Below are 22,312 nucleotides of genomic sequence, written 5' to 3'. Positions count from 1 at the left end.
CCTGCGCGTCATTCTGCCGATCCGAAATCGCCTCCCATCGCGACACGGCAATCTCTGGATGCGTCGCCGGCACATCACCCGATCGCGATGCAAACGACGATCATTCGCAGAATTTTTTCGGCGCTGAGTAGCCAAGTTTCCCATTTTCGGATAGGTAATATAGTGCGGTCACAATGTATTGGGACGGCAGGTTCGTCCCTGAAGGGATATTGTCATGAGATTGTCGTCGAGTGTCGTCGTGTCCTCGGCTGCCGCCGTGCTGGCAACCGTCCTGCTGTGCGGTCCTGCCGCATCGCAAATCACACCAGGCTCCGCCCCCTCGCTTCCGGGCGTAACGGTCGACGCACCGAAGCAGGCGACAAAGCTCCAGAGGTCGAAGACCACGGCCGACACCGGGATCTCGCGCCGCACGCGGTCGACGGCGTCGTCGACGGCGCGCGCGCCGTCAGTTGCGTCGGACTCCGTGGAAGCCAGGATCGCCAAGCTGGAGAGAGCCGCCAGCAGCTGCAACGGCGGCTGCGAGACCAGCTTCAAGTCGGGCAATGCGCCTTGGGTCGGATGCAGCTTGTCCGGTCAGGAATTTTCGCATTTCGATACGACCTGCTCCGACACCCTCAGGTACAAGCACTACGCGGACTGTGCGGAGACCAAGGCGTTCCTGGGCTGGGATCGCAACAAGGTCTGGCTGCATTGCAGCAGCCTGCTGGCCGGCGGCAAGTTTCAGGTCGCCGAGATCAAGCGGTTGAAGCGCGCCCAGTAGTTTGATGGCTTCACCTCTCGGCCTCATCTGAGGTCAGCTCCTGTGAGGTGACGTCTGGCGGCCTGCGCTTGCGGCAGGCCGCATTGTTTGCAGGCCGGCTGGCATGTCGGCCTGTGAAGGCCCGTAGGCCGAGGAGTCGAGCACGCGCATGCGGCGAAGCGCTCGCCCAAGGGCGCCGCTTTCACGCGAAGATTTTTTCACGCGAGGACGATGGAAAGCCGGTCCATGAGCCCTGCTGCAACGATCCGGCGCCTGCGGGCCGACGATGCGGCATGCTTCAAGGCCCTTCGTCTGGAGGCGCTGACGATCAGCCCGGAATCGATGGGCAGCACCTTCGAGCTGGAGAACGGGCTTGGCGTCGAATGGTTCGCCAGGCGGCTTGAGGACACCCACACCCTCGGCGCCTTTCGAGACGGCGAGCTTGTCGGCACGCTGGGCTTCGTCGTCCAGCAGGGGCCGAAGCACGCCCATAAGGGCCGGCTGTTCGGCATGTACGTTAAGCCAGCCTTTCGACGGAGCGGGCTCGCGCGCCTGTTGGCGAATGCCATCCTGGATGTCGCGCGCGAGCAGGTCGAGATCGTTCAGCTGATCGTCGTCCAGGACAATGTGCCGGCGCGACGGCTCTACGAAAGCATCGGCTTCGTGGAATTTGGCCTGGAGCTGAAAGCCGCGAAGGACGGCGGCCGATACTACGACGAGGCGCACATGGCGCTCGACTTCAGTCGTGCGGCTGACAGCACCTGACAACCGAGCTGCTGGGATCGGTCGGTTCTCCCATTCAAGGCGATGGCGGCATGGGCCGCAGTCACGAGCTGATGAGATGCGCGCAGCACAGGGGAGCCCGACATCACGATCACCTTCGGACGCCACCGGCCGCTGATCCAGACCCCCTGGGACGAAGCGGCCGTTCGGGTCGCGATCGACGACATTGCAGCCGACACGATCGCCCAGTTCGATCCCGACAATTTCTGGCCGGCCCATCCCAGCGACGACGGGACGGCAGACGGTGACCCCAGCTTCTACAAGGGCGCGGCGGGGGTGATCTGGGGGGCTGGACTACTTGCTCCGTATCGGTGCGACAGACCGTGCGAAGGACTTCCGCCCCGTGCTGTCGAGGCTAATGGAGCGGACGGTCATCGATCACGCAGCCAACTCGCCTGCCGACTACGAGAAACACGGCTCGCTGCTCCGTGGCGAGGTGGGGGCCGCCCTTCTCGCCATGCGGCTCACGCCACTGTCGAGCCTCGCCGACCTCATTCATTGGCACGCCGAGAAGAACGACGAACTGCCGATCCGGGCAGCTGATGATTTCGTTCCTTTGCACTTGCTCGCTTCGAGACGCCTGACGGCGGGGCTGCCGGCAGAGATTGCGACGCGTTTTGATATTGCTTTGGCTCTTGGCAAGGCGCAATCTGATGACACTGGATGGCCGACTTTTCGTTGGCCTCACGATTTCACCAAAACATTCTTTTCTGGCCCCTTCAATCTCATTCGAAAAGGGAGAATTGTCGTGAGACTTGCGATTTTTGTTGTCGTGGCCCTGTTGGGATCTTCGGGCGCGGCTTTCAGTGAGGCGAGCGATTGCAATATCGAAGCTTTCAAGGCGATGCGCATCGAGGATTCTTCCCTTGCAGTCATGCTCGCCCAGCTCAAGTTGATCAATGAGGCGAACTATGAAGAGGCAAAGAAGTCTGCCTCCGCAATCATCCCCGAATATTTCGCTGGAGATTTCAAGAGCTTCGCGGCAAAGCGCGCCAGCATGTACCAAGAGACGCGGTTCAACTATAGCGTTGACGAAGCGAAGCATCTGGTGACGTCGGGCGTCGATGAAAATGGCCTTGCCGCCTACACGGCCTGCCTTCAGTCGAGATCGCCCCTGACCGCTGTGGTGACCAAGAGCCCCAGCCAGCAGATCGTCAGCTTACGAATCCGCTTCGAGCCTAAGAGCGCGATCCCGAACCCCAATCCCCTCATCATTCAGGTCATTGGCGGAGAGTCGTTTGGCGTTGTCGGCGACCAGAAAGACAAGATCGTCGAGGCTAGCGTCGGTCCCGGAGAGCGGATCTACGTCTTCAAGCGAGTACCAAACTCGGAATTTGTCGCCGTCGTACAGATGCCGTCGCTCAGTCTCGCTGCAAATGACGTTTTGTTACCTCCACCACCGATCTTGAAGGAGATCGTGCAGACAAAAAGCATATCGGTCAATGGCGGACCTATGCATCTCGATCATCCTACAGGCGCGCCGGTCGGCAAATCAGCAGGCCCGGTGCAAACATGCGCTGCGGCGGACGCAGGTTGGGAGCTGATACCCGATACCGCTGCTCTTTCCTTTTCCGAAACACGTCCGGGGTGCTTTACCGGAAAGAGCGCGGTCGCCGACGAAAGCAAGGTCTGCTTCAACGTGACGCTCAGCATCAACGCGGGTGACTCCTGCGACGTCAATTGGACCGTCTCCACCAAACAGCGTCGCACCGTGAAGGTGTTTCAATAAGCGTGCGGCTCCGGATCTCGCAAGAAGGCGGTTGGATGGCGATCAAGCACTGAGCGACCGTCCCACCGTCGGCCTGGCGCTTGGCACGGCGCTCATTGCCGCGGCAGGAGCGACCGTCCTACGCCACTGCGATGTCCAGCATTTGCCGCCGATCGGCGGTTTCGTCGTCCTGCTCGGGCTTGCCGCCGCCGCGCCTGAGGAGACCGGGCGGCCTTCGTCCAGCCGGGACTTTCGCGTCCAATGCCGGTCAGCATCTGTGCCGAGATGAACCTTCTGCCTGCTGCCTTGACCTACTCAAGGGCGGGAGGAGATCGAGGTCGCAATGACGGCTCTGACCAAGGCATTTCATAAGGCATTTTCCGAAGCATCCGACAGTACGAAACACGAACTGCTCAAACAGTTCCTTCTGCTCTGTGCCGCCATATTGCTGGTGTCGGCGATGGCGCTGACCTACGGGACGGATCTGAGCCACGGCTTTTTCTGATCGGTCTTTTCTTGCTCCGCGTCGGTGAACGGCGGCCGGTGATCGGCATACCCATGTTTGCCGCGGGCATGAGCGGAACGCCCGGCCTATCGCGCCTCGACGAGCGCCGCGAGCTTCGCGAGCGCCATCCGCCAGCCGGCCTCGTTGTCGGCGGGCGATACGCCACGGGGCAGTCCATCATGCGTGGCAAGGAGTTTGGTCCCGCCATCCGCATCGGCGAGCGTGATCGTGATGGTCATCTCGCCGCGTAGCGCAGGATCCGTGGTCTCGAACTCGTCCACTTCGACAACCTGCTCATTCGGGACGAGCTTCACAAAGCGACCGCGATACGTATCCGTGTGCGCCGTCGTCTTGCCGGTCCCGGTCGGCACGTCATAGGTAAGCGAAATCCGCAACGCGCCGCCTTCACGGGCGTCGAACGCATGCACGTCGCAGGTCATCCCGTCCGGCACCTTCCATTTTGCGATCGCGCGCGGATCGAGCAGCGCTCGATAGACCGCCGGCCGAGGCGCGGCGATGTAGCACCGTATCGAAAGGGTCTCGCGCATGTTCATTCCCCGCGGACCTTGGGCATCGTCTCGAGCCATCATCCGATAGGACCGATGGTGTACCGACGGCAGGCTTTTGGATAGGCTGGTTGCCAATCATGCGCCCCGCGGCCTGCCTGCTTGACGCGACCGACGGACAGCACCCGAGAGCCCGACACGATGATCACCCTGGGACGACATCGGCCGCTGGTCCAGACTCCCTGGGACGAAGCGATTGCCCTGGCCGCGATCGAAGACATCGCGGCCGATGCGATCGCCCAATTCGATCCCGATCATTTCTGGCCGGCCCACCCCAGCGACGACGGGACCGCCGACGGCGATCCCAGCTTCTACAAGGGCGCCGCGGGTGTGATCTGGGCCCTCGACTACCTGCATCGTGTCGGCGCAACCCGAGCGACCAAGGATTTCCGCCCCGTGCTGTCCAGGCTGATGGAGCGGACGGTCATCGACCACGCAGCCAATTCGCCTGCCGACTACGAGAAACATGGCTCGCTGCTCCGTGGCGAGATGGGGGCCGCCCTGCTCGCCATGCGGCTCACGCCACTGTCGAGCCTCGCCGACCTCATTCATTGGCACGCCGAGAACAACAACGAACTGCCGATCCGGGAGCTGATGTGGGGTCTGCCGGGGTCGATGGTCGCGGCGGTCCACATGGCGGGGATGACCGGGGAAGCGCGCTGGCGCCGCCTGTTCGAGGTGCAGGCGGCACGGCTGTTGGCCGAGCTGGAGGACACACCGCAGGGCCCGCTCTGGACCCAGGATCTATATGGCGCCAAGGACCGCTTCCTCGGACCCGTTCATGGTTTCGCCGGCAACGTCATCCCGTTGTTGCTCGGATGGGACTGGCTGACGGCGGCACAGCAGGCTCACGTGGCCGCCTTCGTCCCGAAGGCGCTCGCGGCCAACGCATGGCGCTATGACATCGGAACCACATGGGGACCGCGAAGCAAGCGTGAGAAGCGGCTGTTCCTCTGTCAGCACTGTCATGGTGCCCCGGGCATGGTGACGACCTTTGCCGACGCGCCGTTCGCGACGCCGGACTTCGACGCGCTGCTGCTGGACGGCGGACGCTTCACCTGGGCCGCCGGACCACTGACCAAGGGCTCGAACCTCTGCCACGGCACCGGCGGAAACGGCTACGCCTTCCTCAAGCTCTATCGCCGCACCCACGACCCGGTTTGGCTCGACCGCGCGCGCCAGTTCGCGATGACCGCCATCGTGCAGGTTCGCGGCGGCCAGATGGTCGCCGGCCGCGGACGCTATTCGTTATGGACCGGCGACGTCGGCCTCGCCGTCTACCTCTGGGATTGCATCACCGGAGAGCCACGGTTTCCGACGATCGACGTGTTCTGAAGCAAGTTGGGGACTGCTATCAATGTCTGTTTCGAGCAAGGAAGAGACAAGCACGATATCATGATGCAGGTCTTCCTGATGTTCAGCTTTCGTGTGAACGAGACCTTCGCCCTTGAAAGTCGCCGGTTGTTTGTTCTGGCTGGCGAGATGGCAGGTGGGCAGATTCAGGCCGGCATGATCGTCAGCGTGCCGCTAAACTCTTCGCTATCTATCTCTGCCCCCATTCACAGCATCGAATTTGCCCGTAGAACCGGTGGGCGAGACGATGTCTGCCTCTGCATTGCCTATGAAGACTCTGATGAACTCGAAATATGGAAGGGACTTGATCTCAAAACGAGATCGTAAAAGGCGTACCCACGGCACACTCCGTCTAACCCTCTTGCTGGAGGTCTCTTGAGTGACAACGGCGACCTTCCAATAGAGCGCGCCAAGTGCTTTCGTCCGGTTCAGATCGGGGAGCCGGTCTTGTCGGCATTGGTGCGCGGTCGTCTCTTTGCCCCTCATCCGCATCCAGATCGCCTACGCCAGAAAAACTCGTTTTGACTGCGGCCTCAAACACATGTCTCTGTCCAGTCTCCCGAGCATGAAGATTCTTGTTTCTTTTTTCCAGAATTTATGCTTCTATCTGCCCGTCCCGTCTCACAAGAGGGGCGCTTCGCGGTCGTCACGAACGTCGAGGCGGGATGCGGTGGGCGTGTCGATGTTGCAGCGTGGCTGAGCCGCGCCGACGAACGACGTCGATGCGCACGGTCAAGTCGCGTGGTCCTGGCATCCCGACGCTGATGCCCAGCGCAAGGTGCGCAAGCGCGTTGTGCGATACGGTGGCCAGAAAGCCCGGCGCACCGGGGAGATCGCGAAGCAGCCGTCAAAACCATCGCGCGGGGAATGCCGGGTGTTCTCGGCTGAACCTGTGGTGACTGCCGCCTGCTTTTTTTCTGCAGGCGGGCCATGGGTGCGGCCAGCGCCCGGCATTCCCCGTGCCCTCTTCGACGAAGAGGGTGGTCGATCAGAACAGCTCGGACGCAAAGCGCGCCGCGAGACAGCGAAGCCATGTCTGAAATCCAGACCGCAGCATCCACCCGACACACCCGTCCGACGATCAGCAGGCCGCCGATGAAGCGAAAGAGCGGCACCGCGAAGCGCCCGGGCATCCCACTCTTGTCTGGGCAAGCCCCGCGATGTGGATGGCCGGGCCTTTGCCGCGCCGAAGCGACCGCGGCCGCGCAAGCGGGACGAGCCCGGCCGGGACGACGCGGCGACAGAAGGACAGATGCATGAATTCACGACTATGGTCGCCCTGCCCTGGGGCTGGCGGACCCGCGACGCGAGCCACGGCTGATGTTTGGCTTCGACGTCAGAGGATCTTCAATGATCGTGAGATCGAACGAGGCTAGGTCACCGGCCTGATCGGCCGATGGTGGGCACGACAGGGGCGAAAACACGGATCAAGATCAATGATTTAGGCACCCGCACCAGCGTTCCAGGGCTCTTGGTTTCAAAAGGGAATTTCTGGCGATGCCCGCACCATCCAAGGGGTAGGCTGGAAGCCAGAATCGCCTGAAAGTTGCCAAGACTTCAGAAAAGTTGACTGCCTGCCCTTTGGGCTCGGCGCCCAAAGGTGAAGTTCGGATCCCTCGTTCGCCCAACCTCTCCTGTGTTTCGATGGTTGCGGGGAGGCGCAAGACTCGCGCACGCGCGAGATCCACCCATGCGTCGTGCCGACACCCCGCTGCCAGCTGGCATTGCAATGTCCCGCGATCGCGTTCTCTTCATATACCCAGGGCCGCTCAAGGTCCTTGGTCCGCGCCCCAGTACCGCGCGCAGGCGCGCGGACCGAAGCTTCATTGTGCGAGTTGGTGCTCAACCTTCCTGAGTCCTCTCGCTTCAAGAGGATACCCAATTGCTACCGAGTTCGCGCCGATGCGGCCGCGAGATCGAGAGCGCGCACCCACGGACCGGGTAGTGGACGCAGTATTGACGGGACGGATCAGAATACGGGCAGTTGCGTGAGCAACTTGACTTCATCTGCGCCAAACCTAAGCTACCGGAGTTGGGCCATCACCCCCGAACACGCCAAACCGCGATTTTGGACGAGGATGCGAGTCCCAATGGCTCGAGAAATTCAGGAACTTCGCCTCGAGCCAACAATGATTCTAAGCCATCCGGAGCGCGCTCAATAACGTTACGATTTGGAGATGTCCGACACGTGACCACATAATCGACGTGGTAATCTCGTAGCATCTGATGCGCAACCGGCGCTGGCGCAAGCATGAGCTTGAGCATCGCGAGATTGCCATCGTTATTCCGGTGGTATGGGGCCGCAAACACGGCGTGTTTCGTCGCAGCCAATATGGCCGGGCCGAGATCGATCGGCGCCATGACGCGTCCTCTCGCCAATAGCCCCATAGGCTCGGCATCCGAAACACTTTGGCATCGGGACTCGTCAGGTTCAAATACCATTTCAGTCGGCTCTACCATCGAATCGATCAGTGGTTTCGCGCAATTTCCAAGTACCGCGAACATGACCGGAGACAAGACGAACGCCACCAAAACGAGGCTGCTTGTCTGGGCAAGCGATGGCCAGATGAAGACGGCGGCTGCGGCGAATATTGGCGCTGCCGCCATGGCAGCCCCGCCTGTTCCGCGCATTTCCCACACGCTGATCGCAATCAACGTCGCGAGGGCAGCGACACCAACACCCCACCGAAATCGATCAACCGGGTTGGCTCGCAAAAATGCCGCTGCCGCGATTGCCATTGTTATAAGAGGAAACGCGTAAAAGCCGAGTACTTCCTCTGGACCGATCCGGATCATCTCCGCCAGGGATACGGTCTCCTGAACATGATCGAGCCATAGAGAAACGACCAGCGGATCAAGCTGCGAATACGGCAACACCAGCGATCGCGCAAAAAGCAGGACGAACGCACCGAGCAAGGCGATCACGGTTCCGGTCGCAGTGCCAACACGCAGCCATAGCGAGGATCGGTAACGCTCAATTCCAACCATTAGCACCAGGCCAACGCTCCCGCCCACGGTCAACAAAAGCAGCGGGCCCCCGAACGCGTCAAGCACGGGCAACGTTAGTTCCTCTGCCGGAACCAACGCAAATCCGAGAGCCGCCGATGATGCGGCTAGCGCGAGAGCAAAGGCCGAGACTTCGCGCGCAACCTCTCCACCACGCCAGACGAAAAGACCCGCCATGGCACCGCATATCGTGACGATCACCGGCAGGATCTCAACTCCGATTGCGAGCGACACAGATCCGGTCAACGCTGCGAGCGCCGCCCTGGTCGCGCTTCGATCGGCCTGGATCGCAAAGAGAAGCATCAGGAGCAAGAGATCGATTTGCACGTTGTGATGATCGATCGCGCCCGGCTTGAAGTGAATCAATGCTGGCGCTGCCAGCATAGCCAGCACAGCTGCGCCCAGCGATGAGGCCGCGACGCCTTCGCTCATACGGTAGGCAATCGTCCCGACGAGCACGAGAGCCACGAGAAGCAGAAGTATTGGCCAGACGAACAGCGTTACCGCTTCCGCATGGAGCGGACCGATCAAAGGTTTCAAGGTCAGGATCGATATAGCTAGTGGCAGATCGACAATCCGCGACCAATGCATAAGCACGCCGGATGGACCCAGGCGGTATTGCCGGAGATCCCACCAGGCCTGGCCGTCGAGAAAATCCCGGATTTCGACAAGACGCATCGCATCATCGGTCGACATGGCGTCGAAAACGCCGCCCCTGATCGAGAGCAGCTTGAACGCCATCGCCGCAGTAAGCCCCAGCACCAGGATCAGAACGCCGACGGCTCTTGCTCTGCCCTGGCTTGCAACCGAGTTTGAACCCGAAACGGCGTCTGACATGGTGAGCCCACTGGTTTCCGCAGCATCAACAACCGAGTTTAACTGGAGCAGCACGCACCGCGTCGAACTGCACAACGTCTGCACAGCACTGAGCCCATCGGGTTCAAGTGGTCCGCGAGCTGCAGATATCGAGCCGATTCGTCGCTCCCGCCGGCCCCAACGCGGCCCATCTGGCAGCGCCACCAAGATGTGACCCGGATTTACTCCGACGAAGATCCTGCGTTTGGCATAGCGGACGGCCAATAAGCGGGCCATTGCGTGCGGCGCTGTGACCTGACAAATACAGATCTCAAGAAGTGCTTGACCATCACGATAGACCCGCCAGCCACAGCGGCGCCTCCGATGAGGTCGATGATGTAGTGCGCACCGATCAGGGGCGTCGCGGCAACCATCCAGGTATTGAGCGCGATCGACGCCGGCCGCAAAACTCGGATCGGCCACAAAGCCCAGATATAAAGAACTGCCGACGCCGTGTGGAAGCTTGGGAATGATACGATGCCCGCTAGCCTGAGCACGTCGAGCTGTCGTAACGACCCATCTCGTAACGCGAAAATATCCCGAAGCTGCGCCGCGTAATTTGTCGAGTCAACCTTCGGGAATTGCTCGCCCGGCGACAATCCCAGACCATAGTAGGTCCCTATGGCCGGAATGAAGGCGGACACGACAATCGTTACAGCGAGTGCAACGCTCAACGTCAGCACGAATTGCTGAAGTCGCAAGAACCGCGATCCCATCGCCAAAACGATCGGGATCGCGAGCAGGGGCCACTTGATGAAGCCGTATCCAACTTTCAAGTAGTGCACGATCCAGCTGTGGGCATTGAAAAACGCTGCAATCCCCTGGGGATCAAACCCAATTGCGCGGTCGATCCACAATAGGCTCTGATCCTGTAGGGGCCAATTCATCGCGTTTGCGACATAACTAAGAGGGCCAGCGATCGCCGTGAGCAATATGATCTGAGCTGTGACACCAAACCAGAAGACAAGTTTAGGATCCGCAGAAGCCTGCCTGATGTGGGCATAACCATACGCAATACTCGCAAGCGAAATCGCAATAGCAACGAGAACTCCGAAACCCATTGGCTCCAAGGAAATGTCGGAGTACGTCAAGGCACTCAACAGCGCCGCGCCAAACAGAGCGATTGGCAGCCAATTGAGATTGAGTGTTTGCCACGCGAGGCTTTCTTCGTCGGCTTTCATGCCTGCAGGCCATCGTTTCCTTCAACGAAGCTCTTTTGACGATCGCGAGCGCAACATCTGACGAAAGCACGGAACATTGGATCGCATTCCCAGGGAGCTGATCGCGGCACATCTCTCAAGCAGGGCTCTTTAACCCGGCGGCCAGTGGCCCGCAGATCACCCGATCTCTCACCCCGCAAAATTACGGGACAAAACTTAAGGTAGTGTGAAAGGGGAGATCCTGAGATTCACGAGTCACAAACGAGGCGCGTTCTGAAGCCATTTGCAGAGCGGCCGGATTCATGAGAGGGCATTTTGGTAGATCTGGCTGGACACAATTCTCTCACCGGTTGCGTACCATTGTGGAACCTGTGCCGCGGCTTTTGCGCGGGGATATAACGCCGCGCGATCTCTAGGCTACGGCAGCAACGAAACCACGCTTTACAATCGTTTGGCCGGTGAGCGAGAGCCCTGGAGTAGATCGGTGAAGCAGAGCGGGCGTTGGTGGAAACCTCGCCGTCAACTTTCTACGCAAATGCGCATGAGCTTCTGCCGCTCCGGGGGATGCAGTACCTGGCGATATCCCTCGGCGCCACGTCAGCGCGCGACAGCGGGCCTGACATAGACACTTTCGTACTTCCCGATATGGTCCTCAGTCCAGCCTCGCTTTCCTACGAGGAACTGCCTCAATTCATCATGCCCCTTAAGCCACACGACAGCATCGATATGGTACTTCTCGAGCACCTCATCCCAGGCGGCTTCATCGACCTCCCAATGCACGAGCTTGAAGTAGTCGCGGAGCAACTCATCAGGATAAGCCGTGGCCGCTCGGCCGTCGACAAAGAGCCGGACTGATCCATGGGTAAGGAAGATCAGATATCCTCCAACATTCCAATGGTTAAGCACCCGCGCATGCGCAAAATGCTTCTCCAGGTATTCGGCGTCCTGCTCCGACAACATGTTTGGCAATGCCAAAGCCGGCTGTACTCGGATAAAAGTAACCGGAAGGACACATGCGCCAACGAGCGCTGCAGTCAGAAGCGCGCGCTGAATTTGCGGCTTGGGCAGCCGAGTGGGAAGAAGCCGATCGAGATGAAGAGCCACCGGCACCGTCGAAAAGATGAAAAAGAATGACATGTATCGAAACTGGGAAAGTCCGAGCGCGAGAAATGCCCAACACAGAATGCGGTGCTCAGCGCGGATTTTCGCCGTTACGCCGTACCGCAGTTCCAGCGCGATGAACACAATAATGTAGGCCATTCCGGGAAGGCTGCCCGGAATTTCGACATTGTGAGAATAGGGAAGCCACTCTCCAATATGTCCCTGAACAAAGTGTCCCAAGGTAGCGGCCACGCCTTTGTAGATTTTCCAGCCGAGCGGATTGACGAAGGTAGCGGCTAGGCAGCCGCAACCAGCCACTACGATGGCCCTTAAGTTGTTCCAGTCACCTCGGAGAATGGCCCCGCCACCGAAGACAGCGAGGATCATGAAGCCAAGCACGAATCCACCGTGCAAATTCACCCAGAGCACCATCAGCAAGGGTAGCAACAACAGTTTGGTCGGCCGCAAACACTCCCGGTAGAAGACCACGCTGAATACCATGGTCGCGATGTTGGGAGATGCTGCGAGATAGCTGTTAGGCGCCGTATCGTAGGAGGGATACAGCAGGCAAACCGCAAATGTCCCGATGCAGGCGGCGAACGCGGAAGCGCCACTTCGCAAGCAAGCCGACGTGAGATATCCAGCGATCAGGATTCCGCACACCAAGACGAGGACAACAAGACCTGCGTATCCGCTGAACTTGAAGATTGTGCTGGCAACCACGTCCCATAGCCACGAGAGGTTGAACCACTGTTGGGTCCCGAGGGTGAACGACCAGGGATCCTGGAAGGGGATGCGCTCTTCGGTTCGAATCAAGTCGCCAGCGGCAAGATGCCAGCCAAGGTCGTAATGACTTAGGACGAGTGATGCGTTGGAAAGATAGAAAACGCTCAAAAGAGAGATCAGGAACGCGTAAGTTCCCAAGTGGTGCGACGGCGGCTGATCGGTCGCAGCCGACGTGGCCAGCACCTCACGCCCGGGTAACGTCTGCTCGCACATGTTGTACTTCTGCCTTCCGAGCAGCGCGCGCAACCCACTTCGATACCGATACTTTTGCGCTACCTGTACCTGAATACGGGAGGGCGTCTAAGGCGGAGTAAAAAACACGTTCGCATCGATCTCCTCGCACGGACAAATGGACGCTGGTTAACAAGTTATAAATGACAGATGTGCCCGGGCCGGCTGATGGAAACGGCGTTTTGGACGGGCGTCCCCAGAGGCGAGGAAGTGCCGCCGTCATCGCGATGAAGGTGAGTCTTGTCAACGATCGTAGCTGGCTTGCCGCGACAGTCGACGAGGGACTTACTTCCCCCTCGTTTGGCGCCGAGATTGAGGTGTTCGCCATCCTGCAGAATCACTAGTTGCTGGCATGGCCGGCAGCAGAGGATCCGGAGGCACGTCGGCAAGCAGGCCGAGTTGAGATTGAACTGGTGCGCCCGACGAGTCGAGCGAGCCAGCTTTCGTCTCCGTGTACCTCACTCTCTACGCGTGCCAAGCGGCCGCAATCGATGCCTGCAAGCTCGGGTCGCTGGACGCTGCCTGGCTCCCTGCGCTGGTCGGATCGAAGCCCGCATGGCTAGACGAATAGCTCGCCATGGCCTGGACCAGCTGCGAGATCTGGCTGTCAATCTTGAGACCCCTGGCGGTGATCTCCTGCAGCTGGTTCGATGGCGCCGAAAACCAGTTCTTGATCGTGACGTTCTGAGTCGTGCCGAGCAGGTCGATCTGCAGATCGTTGCCGGACTGCAGGAACCAGAGATCGTTGTCCGTCACGCCCGTTCCGAAAGCTAGCTGTCCGCTGGCGGTAGAGCTGCTCGCAGTTCCGTTCACGATCGTCTCCTGGCCCGCGCCGAACAGATACCGATCGTTTCCTCCGCCACCGATAAACGTGTCATTGCCGGCGCCGCCAACAAAAACTTCAGAGCTAGCTGTTCCTGCCAGCGTAGCCGAACCTGCTGTGCCGGTAGAGCCGGTCCCGACCACGAGCTGCACCTGCTGGTCGGCAAATCCGAGCGAAGCAATGCCGGACAGCGTGTCGGTTCCGTCCGGACTGCCGCTGCGCAGGTCGCTGACCACGACCTGATTAGCCGAATTCAAAGATACCGTGTAGTTCGCAAAGTTGCCGGAGAATGCGGCCGTATCAACCCCGCCCCCACCGACGATCACATCGTTGCCTCCGGATCCGACGAATATCTCGTTGGCCGCGGAGCCGCTCAGCGCATCGACGCCCGCCGTTCCCGAGACGACCCCGATCGCTGCGTCAGCAAAGATCAGCTGCGTCAGGCCGACCGCGGAATTGGCTCCCGATGCGCCTGCACGAGTGTCCAGGATCAAGACATCGCCGAAGGCATCGGCGGCAAATCGATAGCTGCCGTAGCTTCCGGCAAAGATCAGGCTGCCGGTCGCAGTTGCAAAACTGTTTGCTCCTGCCGGCGCCGTCAGCGTCACGACCTCGCCGCCTCCATTCTGGAAGTAGCGAACCTCGACCGCATGCGACCCGATCCCCAGTGTCACCTGGCCGGAGACCGTGTTATTGCCGTGCAGCCCGTCATTGTTCACGACCCGCACGCCATCGATGTAGAGTGCGGAGCCGTCGTCGGAAGCGAGGCTGAACGTATAGGTTCCAGCCGTCGTGATGGTGAGGTTGGCCTGGTAGGCCGTCGCGAAATTGACGTGCGACGAGGCTGGCCAGGCTGCGTCTGCGGTACCCGAGATCTGGGACACTGTCGTCACGAAGCTCGGCGCAGCCCCCCAGTTGATGTCCGATAGTTGCGACGGTCCGGAGGACAGAGCAAAAAACTTGGCGACGAATCCTTGTTGACCGTGCCACGCTCCCGCTATTGCGCTCTGCACCGCCAAATCGCCCGGGACCTGCGAGGCCGACGCCGGATCAAAGCCCGGATGAGCCACCGCATAGGCCGACATCGCTTGAACCAGAGTCCCGATCGCGCTGCCATCGAGGACCGTCGTTCCTGCAGTGATGGTCTGCAATTGACTGGCGGAGCCGGTAAACCAATTCGCGACCGTCACCCGTGTCGTAGTCCCGAGCACGGCGATCACGAGATTATTGCCCGATTGTGTGAACCACAGCTTCTGCGCCGTAATCCCGCTGCCGAAATCGACCTGGTTCTTCGCACCAAGTGTGGCCGAAAGATTGATGGTGGCCTGCCCCGTTGTCGACGATGTCCGGAACAGGTTGGTGCGGGTGCCGCCGAATGCCGTCTCGGCTCCGTCACCAAGCACGAAGATGTTCGATCCCGTGGCGTTTCCGACCAGCGTTGGATTGCTGCTGCTTCCATTCCAGGTAAAGGTCTGAGATGCGTCCCTGACCGCCGCTCGGTCCCAGACGGTGCCGTCGGCAAACCGGACTTGCTGGACGCCGCTGGTGCTCGACTGCACCATGTTGTCGATCCTGATCAGATCGCCATTGCTGCCGATCGTGAGGATCCAGTCGTTGCCGTTCGAGGATGTAGCGACCGACACGTCGGACGGCCGGATTCCGGTCCCGAGGGACAGCACATTGGCCGCCGTGCTCGAGCTGTCGGTCTCGTCGATCTCAAGCTGGCCATATCCGGTGTTGAACACGAAGATGTCGTTGCCGCCGCGCCCGTGCGCGACATCATTACCTCCCTTGCCGTCGAATATGTCGGCTCCCAGCGAACCCCAGAGAACGTCGTTGGCGGCAGTACCTGTCGTCTCCAGCGCGAGCAGCTGTTGCCTCGACCACACTGTTCCGTCGGCGAACCGCAGCGTCTGGATGCCTCCCGTGCTCGTCAGATCGCCGTGAATATCAATCTTGTCGGTGTCGTCGTTCCGGATACGAAGAATCAGGTCGGCGCCATTCTCGACCTGGACGTAAACATCCTGCGCAGAGATGCCTGCCCCCAAATTGATCGTGCCCGTCGCGCCGTTCAGATTGATGTCGGTCCGTCCGACGCCGCGGCTGTACAGCAACGTGTTGGCGCCTCCCACCGACGCCGCATTTGCAAAATTGACCGAGACATTACTAGCGCTGATTTCATAGACGTTCGAACCGTAGGCCGAGCCGGACAGCGTGGTCGACGAGGTGTTGCCGAGCCAGGTAAACGTGATCGGCACGGACGCTGTACCACCCAGGGCGATCGAGCTGCCGTCGCTGAAAACCAGTTTGTCGATGGAGCTGGTGGCGGCGCCGCCGCTGACCGTCAAGTCCGAGTGAACGAGAATGTTGTCAGTCGCATTGTTGCGGAACTTGACGATCAGATCGCTGCCGTTAGCCTGCAGCAGCACGTCCTGCGCCGTGACGCCAGTGCCGAATTGCAACGTGCCCTTGCTTGCCCCAGGCCACACCGACAGGGCGCCTGAGCCCGTCGCATATTTGATCGTATTCGTGCCGGCCACCCCGTTACTATAGTTGCCAAATCCAAGATTGCCGGATGCGGAGACCTCGAACACGTTCGAGCCGAAGTTGGTATTGCCGAGATCGAAGCCGTTGGTTTTTCCCACCCAGGTGAACGTGATCGGCACGGACGCCGAACCGCCCAGGGCGATCGAGGTACCGTCGCTGAATACCAGGCTGTTGATCGAGCTGGAGGCCACGCCGCCACTGACCGTCAGGTCCGAGTGAACAAGAATGTTGTCGCTTGCATTGTTGCGGAACTTGACGATCAGATCGCTGCCGTTGGCCTGCAACAGCACGTCCTGCGCTGTGACGCCGGTGCCGAACTGCAGCGTACCCTTGCTCGCGCCGGGCCACACCGACAGCGCGCCTGAGCCCGCCGCAAACTTGATTGTATTGGTGCCGGCAACGCCGTTGCTGTAGTTGCCGAAGCCAAGATTGCCGGACGCGGAGACCTCGAAGACGTTCGAGCCGAAATTGGTGTTTCCTAGATCGAAGCCATTGCTGTTGCCGATCCACGTGAAGGTCAGCGGCGCCCCCACCCCCGCGCCCGGCTGCCCGACTGGCAGAACCGTGCCGTCGCTGAAGGCGATGCGGATGATGGCGCTGGAAACGCCCCAGGGCTGCACGGTGAGATCCCGCGGCACGGTGATGACGTCGCTGCTGTTCCTGAACCGGATCGTCAGGTCGCCATTGCCGTTCGCCTGGAAGTAGAGATCGGATGACGAGATCCCGGTTCCCATCCGGATGGTCGTGATCGTATTCGCAACGGTTACTTGGCCGCTTCCAGCGTTGAACAGATAGGCGTTTGCGTCGCTGCCTCCCGACACGAGGTCAAGGACCTGGGCCTGACTCCAACTCGCACCGTCGGCGAAGCTGATTGTAGAGAGGGTCCCGTTGCTGAATTGGCCTTTCACAGTGATCGTCTTGCCCGTGGAGATGTTCTGAATGACCAGATCCGCGCCGTTGCCCGGCCGACTCAAGGCTACCGCGCTGGAGGCAATGCCTTGCATCACCAGCGCGTTGCCGCTGGTACTGTCGTCAATGACATCATTACCACCCACCGAACTGTAGATGTAAGTATCCGTTCCGCTGCCGCCGTTCAGGTAATCATCTCCGGCGCCCCCACTCAGCGTGTCATTGCCGCCGAGGCCATACAGCGTGTCGTTGCCGCTGGTCCCGACAATCACGTCGTCGTTCTGGTCAAAGCCAGTAATGTTCGTTGCTCCAGCCGCGATCTGCTGCGCGATATAGGCACTCTCCAGCTGCTGCTTGCTCCATACCGTGCCGTCGCCGAGCACCACCTGCTCGAGGCCGACACTGGCGCCGCTGTCAAACGCCACCATGCGGACCGAGCCCGCCTGGTCGGTGAAGCTCAACGTCACGTCGCTGCCGCTGCGGGTGATCACGAGGTTCGAGGCCGTCAGCCCCGCCCCCAGAACCAGCCTGTCGTTCGATCCATCGAACGCGGTGCCATCCGTGATCGTGTCGTTGCCATCGCCGGCGTTGTAGACGTAGGTGTCCGAGCCACTGCCGCCATCCAGCATGTCGTCGCCGCGTCCGCCGGTCAGTGTGTCGTTGCCACCGAGGCCATACAGCGTATCGTTGCCGCTGGTTCCACCGATCACGTCGTTGTTCTGGTCGAAGCCGGTGATCGTGGTCGCACCCGCCGCCATCTGCTGCGCGATGTAGGCGCTCTCCAGCTGCTGCTTGCTCCACACTGTGCCGTCGCCGAGCACCACCTGCTCGAGGCCGACACTGGCGCCACTGTCAAACGCCACCATGCGGACCGAGCCCGCCTGGTCGGTGAAGCTCAACGTCACGTCGCTACCGTTGCGGCTGATCACAAGGTTCGAGGCCGTCAGCCCTGCCCCCAGACCCAGCCGATCGTCGGAGCCGTCGAACGCGGTCCCGTCAATGATCGTATCGTTGCCATCGCCGGCGTTGTAAACGTAGGTGTCGGAGCCACTGCCACCATCCAGCGTGTCGTCGCCGCGTCCGCCGGACAGTGTGTCGTTGCCACCGAGGCCGTACAGCGTGTCGTTGCCGCTGGTCCCGCCAATCACGTCGTTATTCTGATCGAAGCCGGTGATCGTGGTCGCGCCCGCAGCCATCTGCTGCGCGATGTAGGCACTCTCCAGCTGCTGCTTGCTCCATACCGTGCCATCGCCGAGCACCACCTGCTCGAGGCCGACACTGGCGCCGCTGTCGAAGGCCACCATGCGGACCGAGCCTGCCTGGTCGGTGAAGCTCAATGTCACGTCGCTACCATTGCGGCTGATCACGAGATTCGAGGCCGTCAGCCCCGCTCCCAGAACCAGCCTGTCGTTGGAGCCGTCGAACGCGGTCCCGTCCATGATAGTATCGTTGCCGTCGCCGGCATTGTAGACGTAGGTGTCGGAGCCGTTGCCGCCATCCAGCGTGTCGTCGCCGCGCCCGCCGGTTAGCGTGTCGTTGCCGCCGAGGCCATACAGGGTGTCGCTACCGCTGGTGCCGACGATTACGTCGTTGTTCTGATCGAAACCGGTGATCGTGGTCGCGCCGGCCGCGATCTGCTGCGCGATGTAGGCGCTCTCAACCTGCTGCTTGCTCCACACCGTGCCGTCGCCGAGCACCACCTGCTCCAGGCCGACACTGGCGCCGCTGTCAAACGCCACCATACGGACGGAGCCTGCCTGGTCGGTGAAGCTCAACGTCACGTCGCTGCCGTTGCGGCTGATCACGAGATTGGAGGCCGTCAGCCCCGCCCCCAGAACCAGCCTGTCGTTGGAGCCGTCGAACGCGGTACCGTCAATGATCGTATCATTGCCGTCACCGACATTGTAGAGATAGCTGTCCGATCCAGCGCCGCCATCAAGCTGATCATCGCCCAGCCCACCTGCCAGGATATCTGATCCATTCGTCCCGACGAGCGTGTCATTGCCCGAAGTCCCCCCGACCGAGACCAGCATTTGGAACAGGGTCAACGGCGACCAGACAGTCCCGTCAGCAAAGACGATCTGCTCAATATTCTGCCAGTCGAGTTCGGCCTTCAGCAATACTGAGCCGCCGTCATTGCCGCCCGCCGTGCTCGGCGCGATCACCAGGGCCACGTCGCTTCCGTTGCGCGTCAGCGAGACCCGCGACGGCGAGATGTCGACCAGCATGAGTTTGTCGATGCTGCCGTCCGACGTACCACCATCGATGATCGTATCGTTGCCGTCACCGCCCTTATACACATACGTGTCGGAGCCGGCGCCGCCACTGAGCTGATCGTCGCCTTGGCCGCCATTGAGAAAGTCGACTCCAGACCCGCCGTTCAAAGTGTCGTTGCCGGACGTGCCGTAGATCAGGCGCCAGTTCGTTCCATCGCTGAACCCGATCGTATTCAGGCCTTTGGCGGACGCCCCGTTAAAGGTGACACTGTCATTGCTGCCCGCGAGCGCGACTGTCACATCACCGTTGGAGGCAGTCTGGACGCTCACATCGGATTGGGCGATTCCGGCTGCCAGTTTGAGCGCGGCTCCGGTTCCGGTCAGTGTCACCGTGGCGTGGCCAATACCTCGCTTGAAGATGATGACATCGTTGGCCGAACCTGCTGTGACCGTGTCACCGCCGGGTCCGAGTTCGAAAATGTTGGTTCCATACGAACTGCCCGTCAGCACCGTGTTCGTATCGGTGCCGATATAGGTGAACGTCAACGGCTTCGTGAGATTCCAAGTCGTACCGTCTGCGAAATGGACGTTCTCGACCACGGACGACGAGTTGGCGAAGGCCGATTGGACCAGAACAGAGTCTGTCGAGTTCCGGAATCGCACGTAAAGATCGTTGCCGACCGCCTGCAAGATCGCATCGCTCGCGGCAAGGCCGCGGCCGAAAGACAGAGTGTCGGTCCCCCCGGCCTCGATGATCGTGTCTTGCCCATCGCCAGCATTGAAGATGTAGGTGTCGTCACCAGCGCCGCCCTGCAGCACGTCGTTGCCACGCAGCCCTTCGATCGTGTCATTGACGCCGGAGCCCACGATCGTCTCGGCGGCATTCATGCCGAGCGTGACATTGTCGGTTCCGCCGATCGCCGCAGCGAGGATGTCGGCGCTCGACCACACCGTACCATCGTCGAAGACGATCTGCTCGATCGTTCCCGTGCCGGCAAACTGGCCCGCCAATGTCAGCCGGCTGTTGTGATCCGCCTCGAACAGCAGCAGGGCATTGTCGCCGCTGCGCACGATATGAACCTGGCTGGGCACGATGCCATGCAGCAGAACCGTATCGCCGTCGCTGCTAGCCTGATCGTCGACGATGTCGACGCCATCCCCAAGCGTATAGACGTAGGTGTCGGCGCCGCCCCGCCCGATCAGCCGGTCATTGCCGGCGCCACCGGTCAGGATGTTCGCCCCGTCGTCGCCACCCAGGACGTCGTCGCCGCTGGTCGGCACCAGCGACTTCGAGAGAAGCGCGGCACGGTCCCAGACCGTGCCGTCGGCGAACTGCACGAAATCGACGCCGCCGGTGGTGCCGATCAGCTGATTGCTCAGCAGCACGCTGTCGCTGCTCCCGGCAATGCTCAGGACGATATCCTGCCCGCCATTGGCTTGCGTCACCACGATGTCGGCCGGCGCAATATCCGCGGCGAATTGCAGCCGGTCCACATCGGCCGCCGCGCCATTGTCGTTGATGCGGTCGTTGCCGCCGCCGCGACCGAACAGATAGATATCGTTGCCGACGCCTCCCTCGAGATAGTCGTTGCCACCGGCGCCGGCGAGCGTGTCGTTGCCGGCCGCGCCATAGATTGTATCATTCCCAGTTCCGCCGGTCAGGACATTGTCGGCGTAGTCGCCATAAAGGGTGGCGTTCGCCGCGGTCGGCAGTGTCGCATGTGCCAGCAGGTCCGCCCGGCTCCAGACGGAGCCGTCCGCGAATACGACCTGGTCGACGCCGCCGGTCTTGGCGACCAGCTGGTTCTGCAGCAGAATGCTGTCCGTCGTTCCGCCGATCGAGAGCAGCAGGTCGCGCCCGCCATTGGCCTCGGTCACTGTCACAGAGCCGACGGCAATGCCAGTTCCCAGCCGCAGGGTATTGACCTCACTGCTGTTCGAGCTGCCGTTGTCGAAGATCGTGTCCTGTCCGTCGCCGAGATTAAACAGATAGGTATCATTGCCAGTGCCACCGACCAACACATCATTGCCGGTGCCACCAGCCAGAACGTCGTCGCCTCCCGCGCCATACAGCGTGTCGTTCCCAGCGCCGCCGTTCAGCGTGTTGCCGAGATAATCGCCATAGAACGTGTCGTTTCCGCTCGTCGGCGCCGTCGCCTGCGCCAGCAGCGCCGCGCGCGTCCACACCGTTCCGTCGGCGAACACGACCTGATCGACGCCGCCGGTGGCCGAGACCAGCTGGTTCTTCAACGTAACCTTGTCAGTGGTGCCGCTGATGGTAAGCACGAGATCGCCGCCGCCATTCGCCTCGGTCACCACCACGTTCGCAGGCAGGATCCCGCTGCCGAGCTGCAGCGTGTTGGTCTCTCCGCTCGCCGCCCCATTGTCCGTGATCGTGTCCTGGCCATCACCCACGTTGAACACATAGGTGTCGTTGCCGGCTCCGCCCGACAGCGTGTCATTGCCGGTCCCACCGATCAGGGTATCGTCGCCGGCACCGCCCGACAGTGTGTCATTGCCCGCACCGCCGCTCAGCGTATTGGCGTTGTAGTCGCCATAGAACGTATCGTTGCCGCTCGTCGGCGCCGTCGCGAGCGCCAGCAGCGCGGCCCGATTCCAGATCGTGCCATCGGCAAACACGACCTGATCGACGCCCCCAGCCGCCGAGAGCAGCTGACTGCGCAAGGTGATCTTGTCGGTCGTTCCGGTGATGCTCAGCACCAGATCCCCGGTACCGGACTCCTTGACGGTGACCTGGCCCGCCGTGATCCCGGACCCGAACTGCAGCGTGTTGACCTCACCGCTACCGGCGCCATTGTCGAAGATCGTATCCTGGCTGTCACCGCGGTTGAAGATGTAGGTGTCGTTGCCCAGTCCGCCCTGCAGCGTGTCGTTGCCCTGCCCACCAATCAGCGTGTCGTCGCCGGTCTGGCCGTAGATGGAGTCTGCCGACGAGGTGCCGATGAGCGTGTCGTTACCTGATGTGCCGAATATCGTGGTCATGAATGCCCCCAAGTCGCCCGT

Annotated in this window: 12 protein-coding genes; 6 read left to right on the top strand and 6 right to left on the bottom strand. The window is 61.0% G+C overall.

Annotated elements, in window-relative coordinates; translation table 11 throughout:
• Positions 1-168: 168 nt before the first annotated feature.
• Positions 169-534 (bottom strand): hypothetical protein, encoded by a 366-nt coding sequence (locus tag QW863_RS27195; RefSeq protein ID WP_315716599.1) that lies wholly within the window; start codon positions 532-534, stop codon positions 169-171.
• Between the two features lie 31 nt (positions 535-565).
• Here QW863_RS27195 and QW863_RS27190 point away from each other — a divergent pair, with 31 nt between their 5' ends.
• From QW863_RS27190 to QW863_RS27175, 4 genes are all read left to right on the top strand, one after another.
• The gene (locus tag QW863_RS27190) at positions 566-760 is read left to right on the top strand and encodes a hypothetical protein (RefSeq protein WP_315716598.1); all 195 of its coding nucleotides are present in this window, start codon (positions 566-568) and stop codon (positions 758-760) included.
• 225 nt (positions 761-985) lie between these two features.
• Positions 986-1,504 carry a GNAT family N-acetyltransferase gene (locus QW863_RS27185; RefSeq protein ID WP_315716597.1) on the top strand — a complete coding sequence of 173 codons (519 nt, stop codon included), beginning with the start codon at positions 986-988 and terminating at the stop codon, positions 1,502-1,504.
• A gap of 376 nt (positions 1,505-1,880) precedes the next feature.
• On the top strand, positions 1,881-3,251 hold the full coding sequence (locus tag QW863_RS27180) for a hypothetical protein (RefSeq protein WP_315716596.1): 1,371 nt from the start codon (positions 1,881-1,883) through the stop codon (positions 3,249-3,251).
• Positions 3,252-3,573: 322 nt separating this feature from the next.
• Positions 3,574-3,735: a hypothetical protein gene (locus tag QW863_RS27175; protein WP_315716595.1), complete on the top strand. Its 162-nt coding sequence runs from the start codon at positions 3,574-3,576 to the stop codon at positions 3,733-3,735.
• Positions 3,736-3,821: 86 nt separating this feature from the next.
• Here the strand turns inward: QW863_RS27175 and QW863_RS27170 are convergent, their stop codons facing one another.
• On the bottom strand, positions 3,822-4,283 hold the full coding sequence (locus tag QW863_RS27170; protein WP_315716594.1) for an SRPBCC family protein: 462 nt from the start codon (positions 4,281-4,283) through the stop codon (positions 3,822-3,824).
• Between the two features lie 159 nt (positions 4,284-4,442).
• Here QW863_RS27170 and QW863_RS27165 point away from each other — a divergent pair, with 159 nt between their 5' ends.
• Both QW863_RS27165 and QW863_RS27160 read left to right on the top strand, forming a co-directional pair.
• Entirely contained in the window at positions 4,443-5,636 is a 1,194-nt protein-coding gene (locus tag QW863_RS27165; protein ID WP_315716593.1) for a LanC-like protein, read from the top strand.
• A 63-nt stretch (positions 5,637-5,699) separates the two neighbouring features.
• Complete coding sequence (locus QW863_RS27160; protein ID WP_315769318.1) at positions 5,700-5,981, top strand: hypothetical protein; 282 nt, start codon at positions 5,700-5,702, stop codon at positions 5,979-5,981.
• A gap of 1,713 nt (positions 5,982-7,694) precedes the next feature.
• Here the strand turns inward: QW863_RS27160 and QW863_RS27155 are convergent.
• From QW863_RS27155 to QW863_RS27140, 4 genes are all read right to left on the bottom strand, one after another.
• Positions 7,695-9,551, bottom strand: a complete 1,857-nt coding sequence (locus tag QW863_RS27155) for a hypothetical protein (RefSeq protein ID WP_315729359.1) — start codon at positions 9,549-9,551, stop codon at positions 7,695-7,697.
• 146 nt (positions 9,552-9,697) lie between these two features.
• On the bottom strand, positions 9,698-10,696 hold the full coding sequence (locus QW863_RS27150; RefSeq protein ID WP_315769316.1) for a phosphatase PAP2 family protein: 999 nt from the start codon (positions 10,694-10,696) through the stop codon (positions 9,698-9,700).
• Positions 10,697-11,272: 576 nt separating this feature from the next.
• On the bottom strand, positions 11,273-12,775 hold the full coding sequence (locus tag QW863_RS27145; protein WP_315716589.1) for a hypothetical protein: 1,503 nt from the start codon (positions 12,773-12,775) through the stop codon (positions 11,273-11,275).
• A gap of 483 nt (positions 12,776-13,258) precedes the next feature.
• The gene (locus tag QW863_RS27140) at positions 13,259-22,291 is read right to left on the bottom strand and encodes a calcium-binding protein (protein ID WP_315716588.1); all 9,033 of its coding nucleotides are present in this window, start codon (positions 22,289-22,291) and stop codon (positions 13,259-13,261) included.
• Positions 22,292-22,312: the final 21 nt, after the last annotated feature.

Origin of the sequence: Bradyrhizobium sp. SZCCHNR1017 (assembly GCF_032381375.1) — a bacterium.
Lineage (GTDB): Bacteria > Pseudomonadota > Alphaproteobacteria > Rhizobiales > Xanthobacteraceae > Bradyrhizobium.
This window is presented reverse-complemented; position numbering and strand designations above follow the sequence as displayed.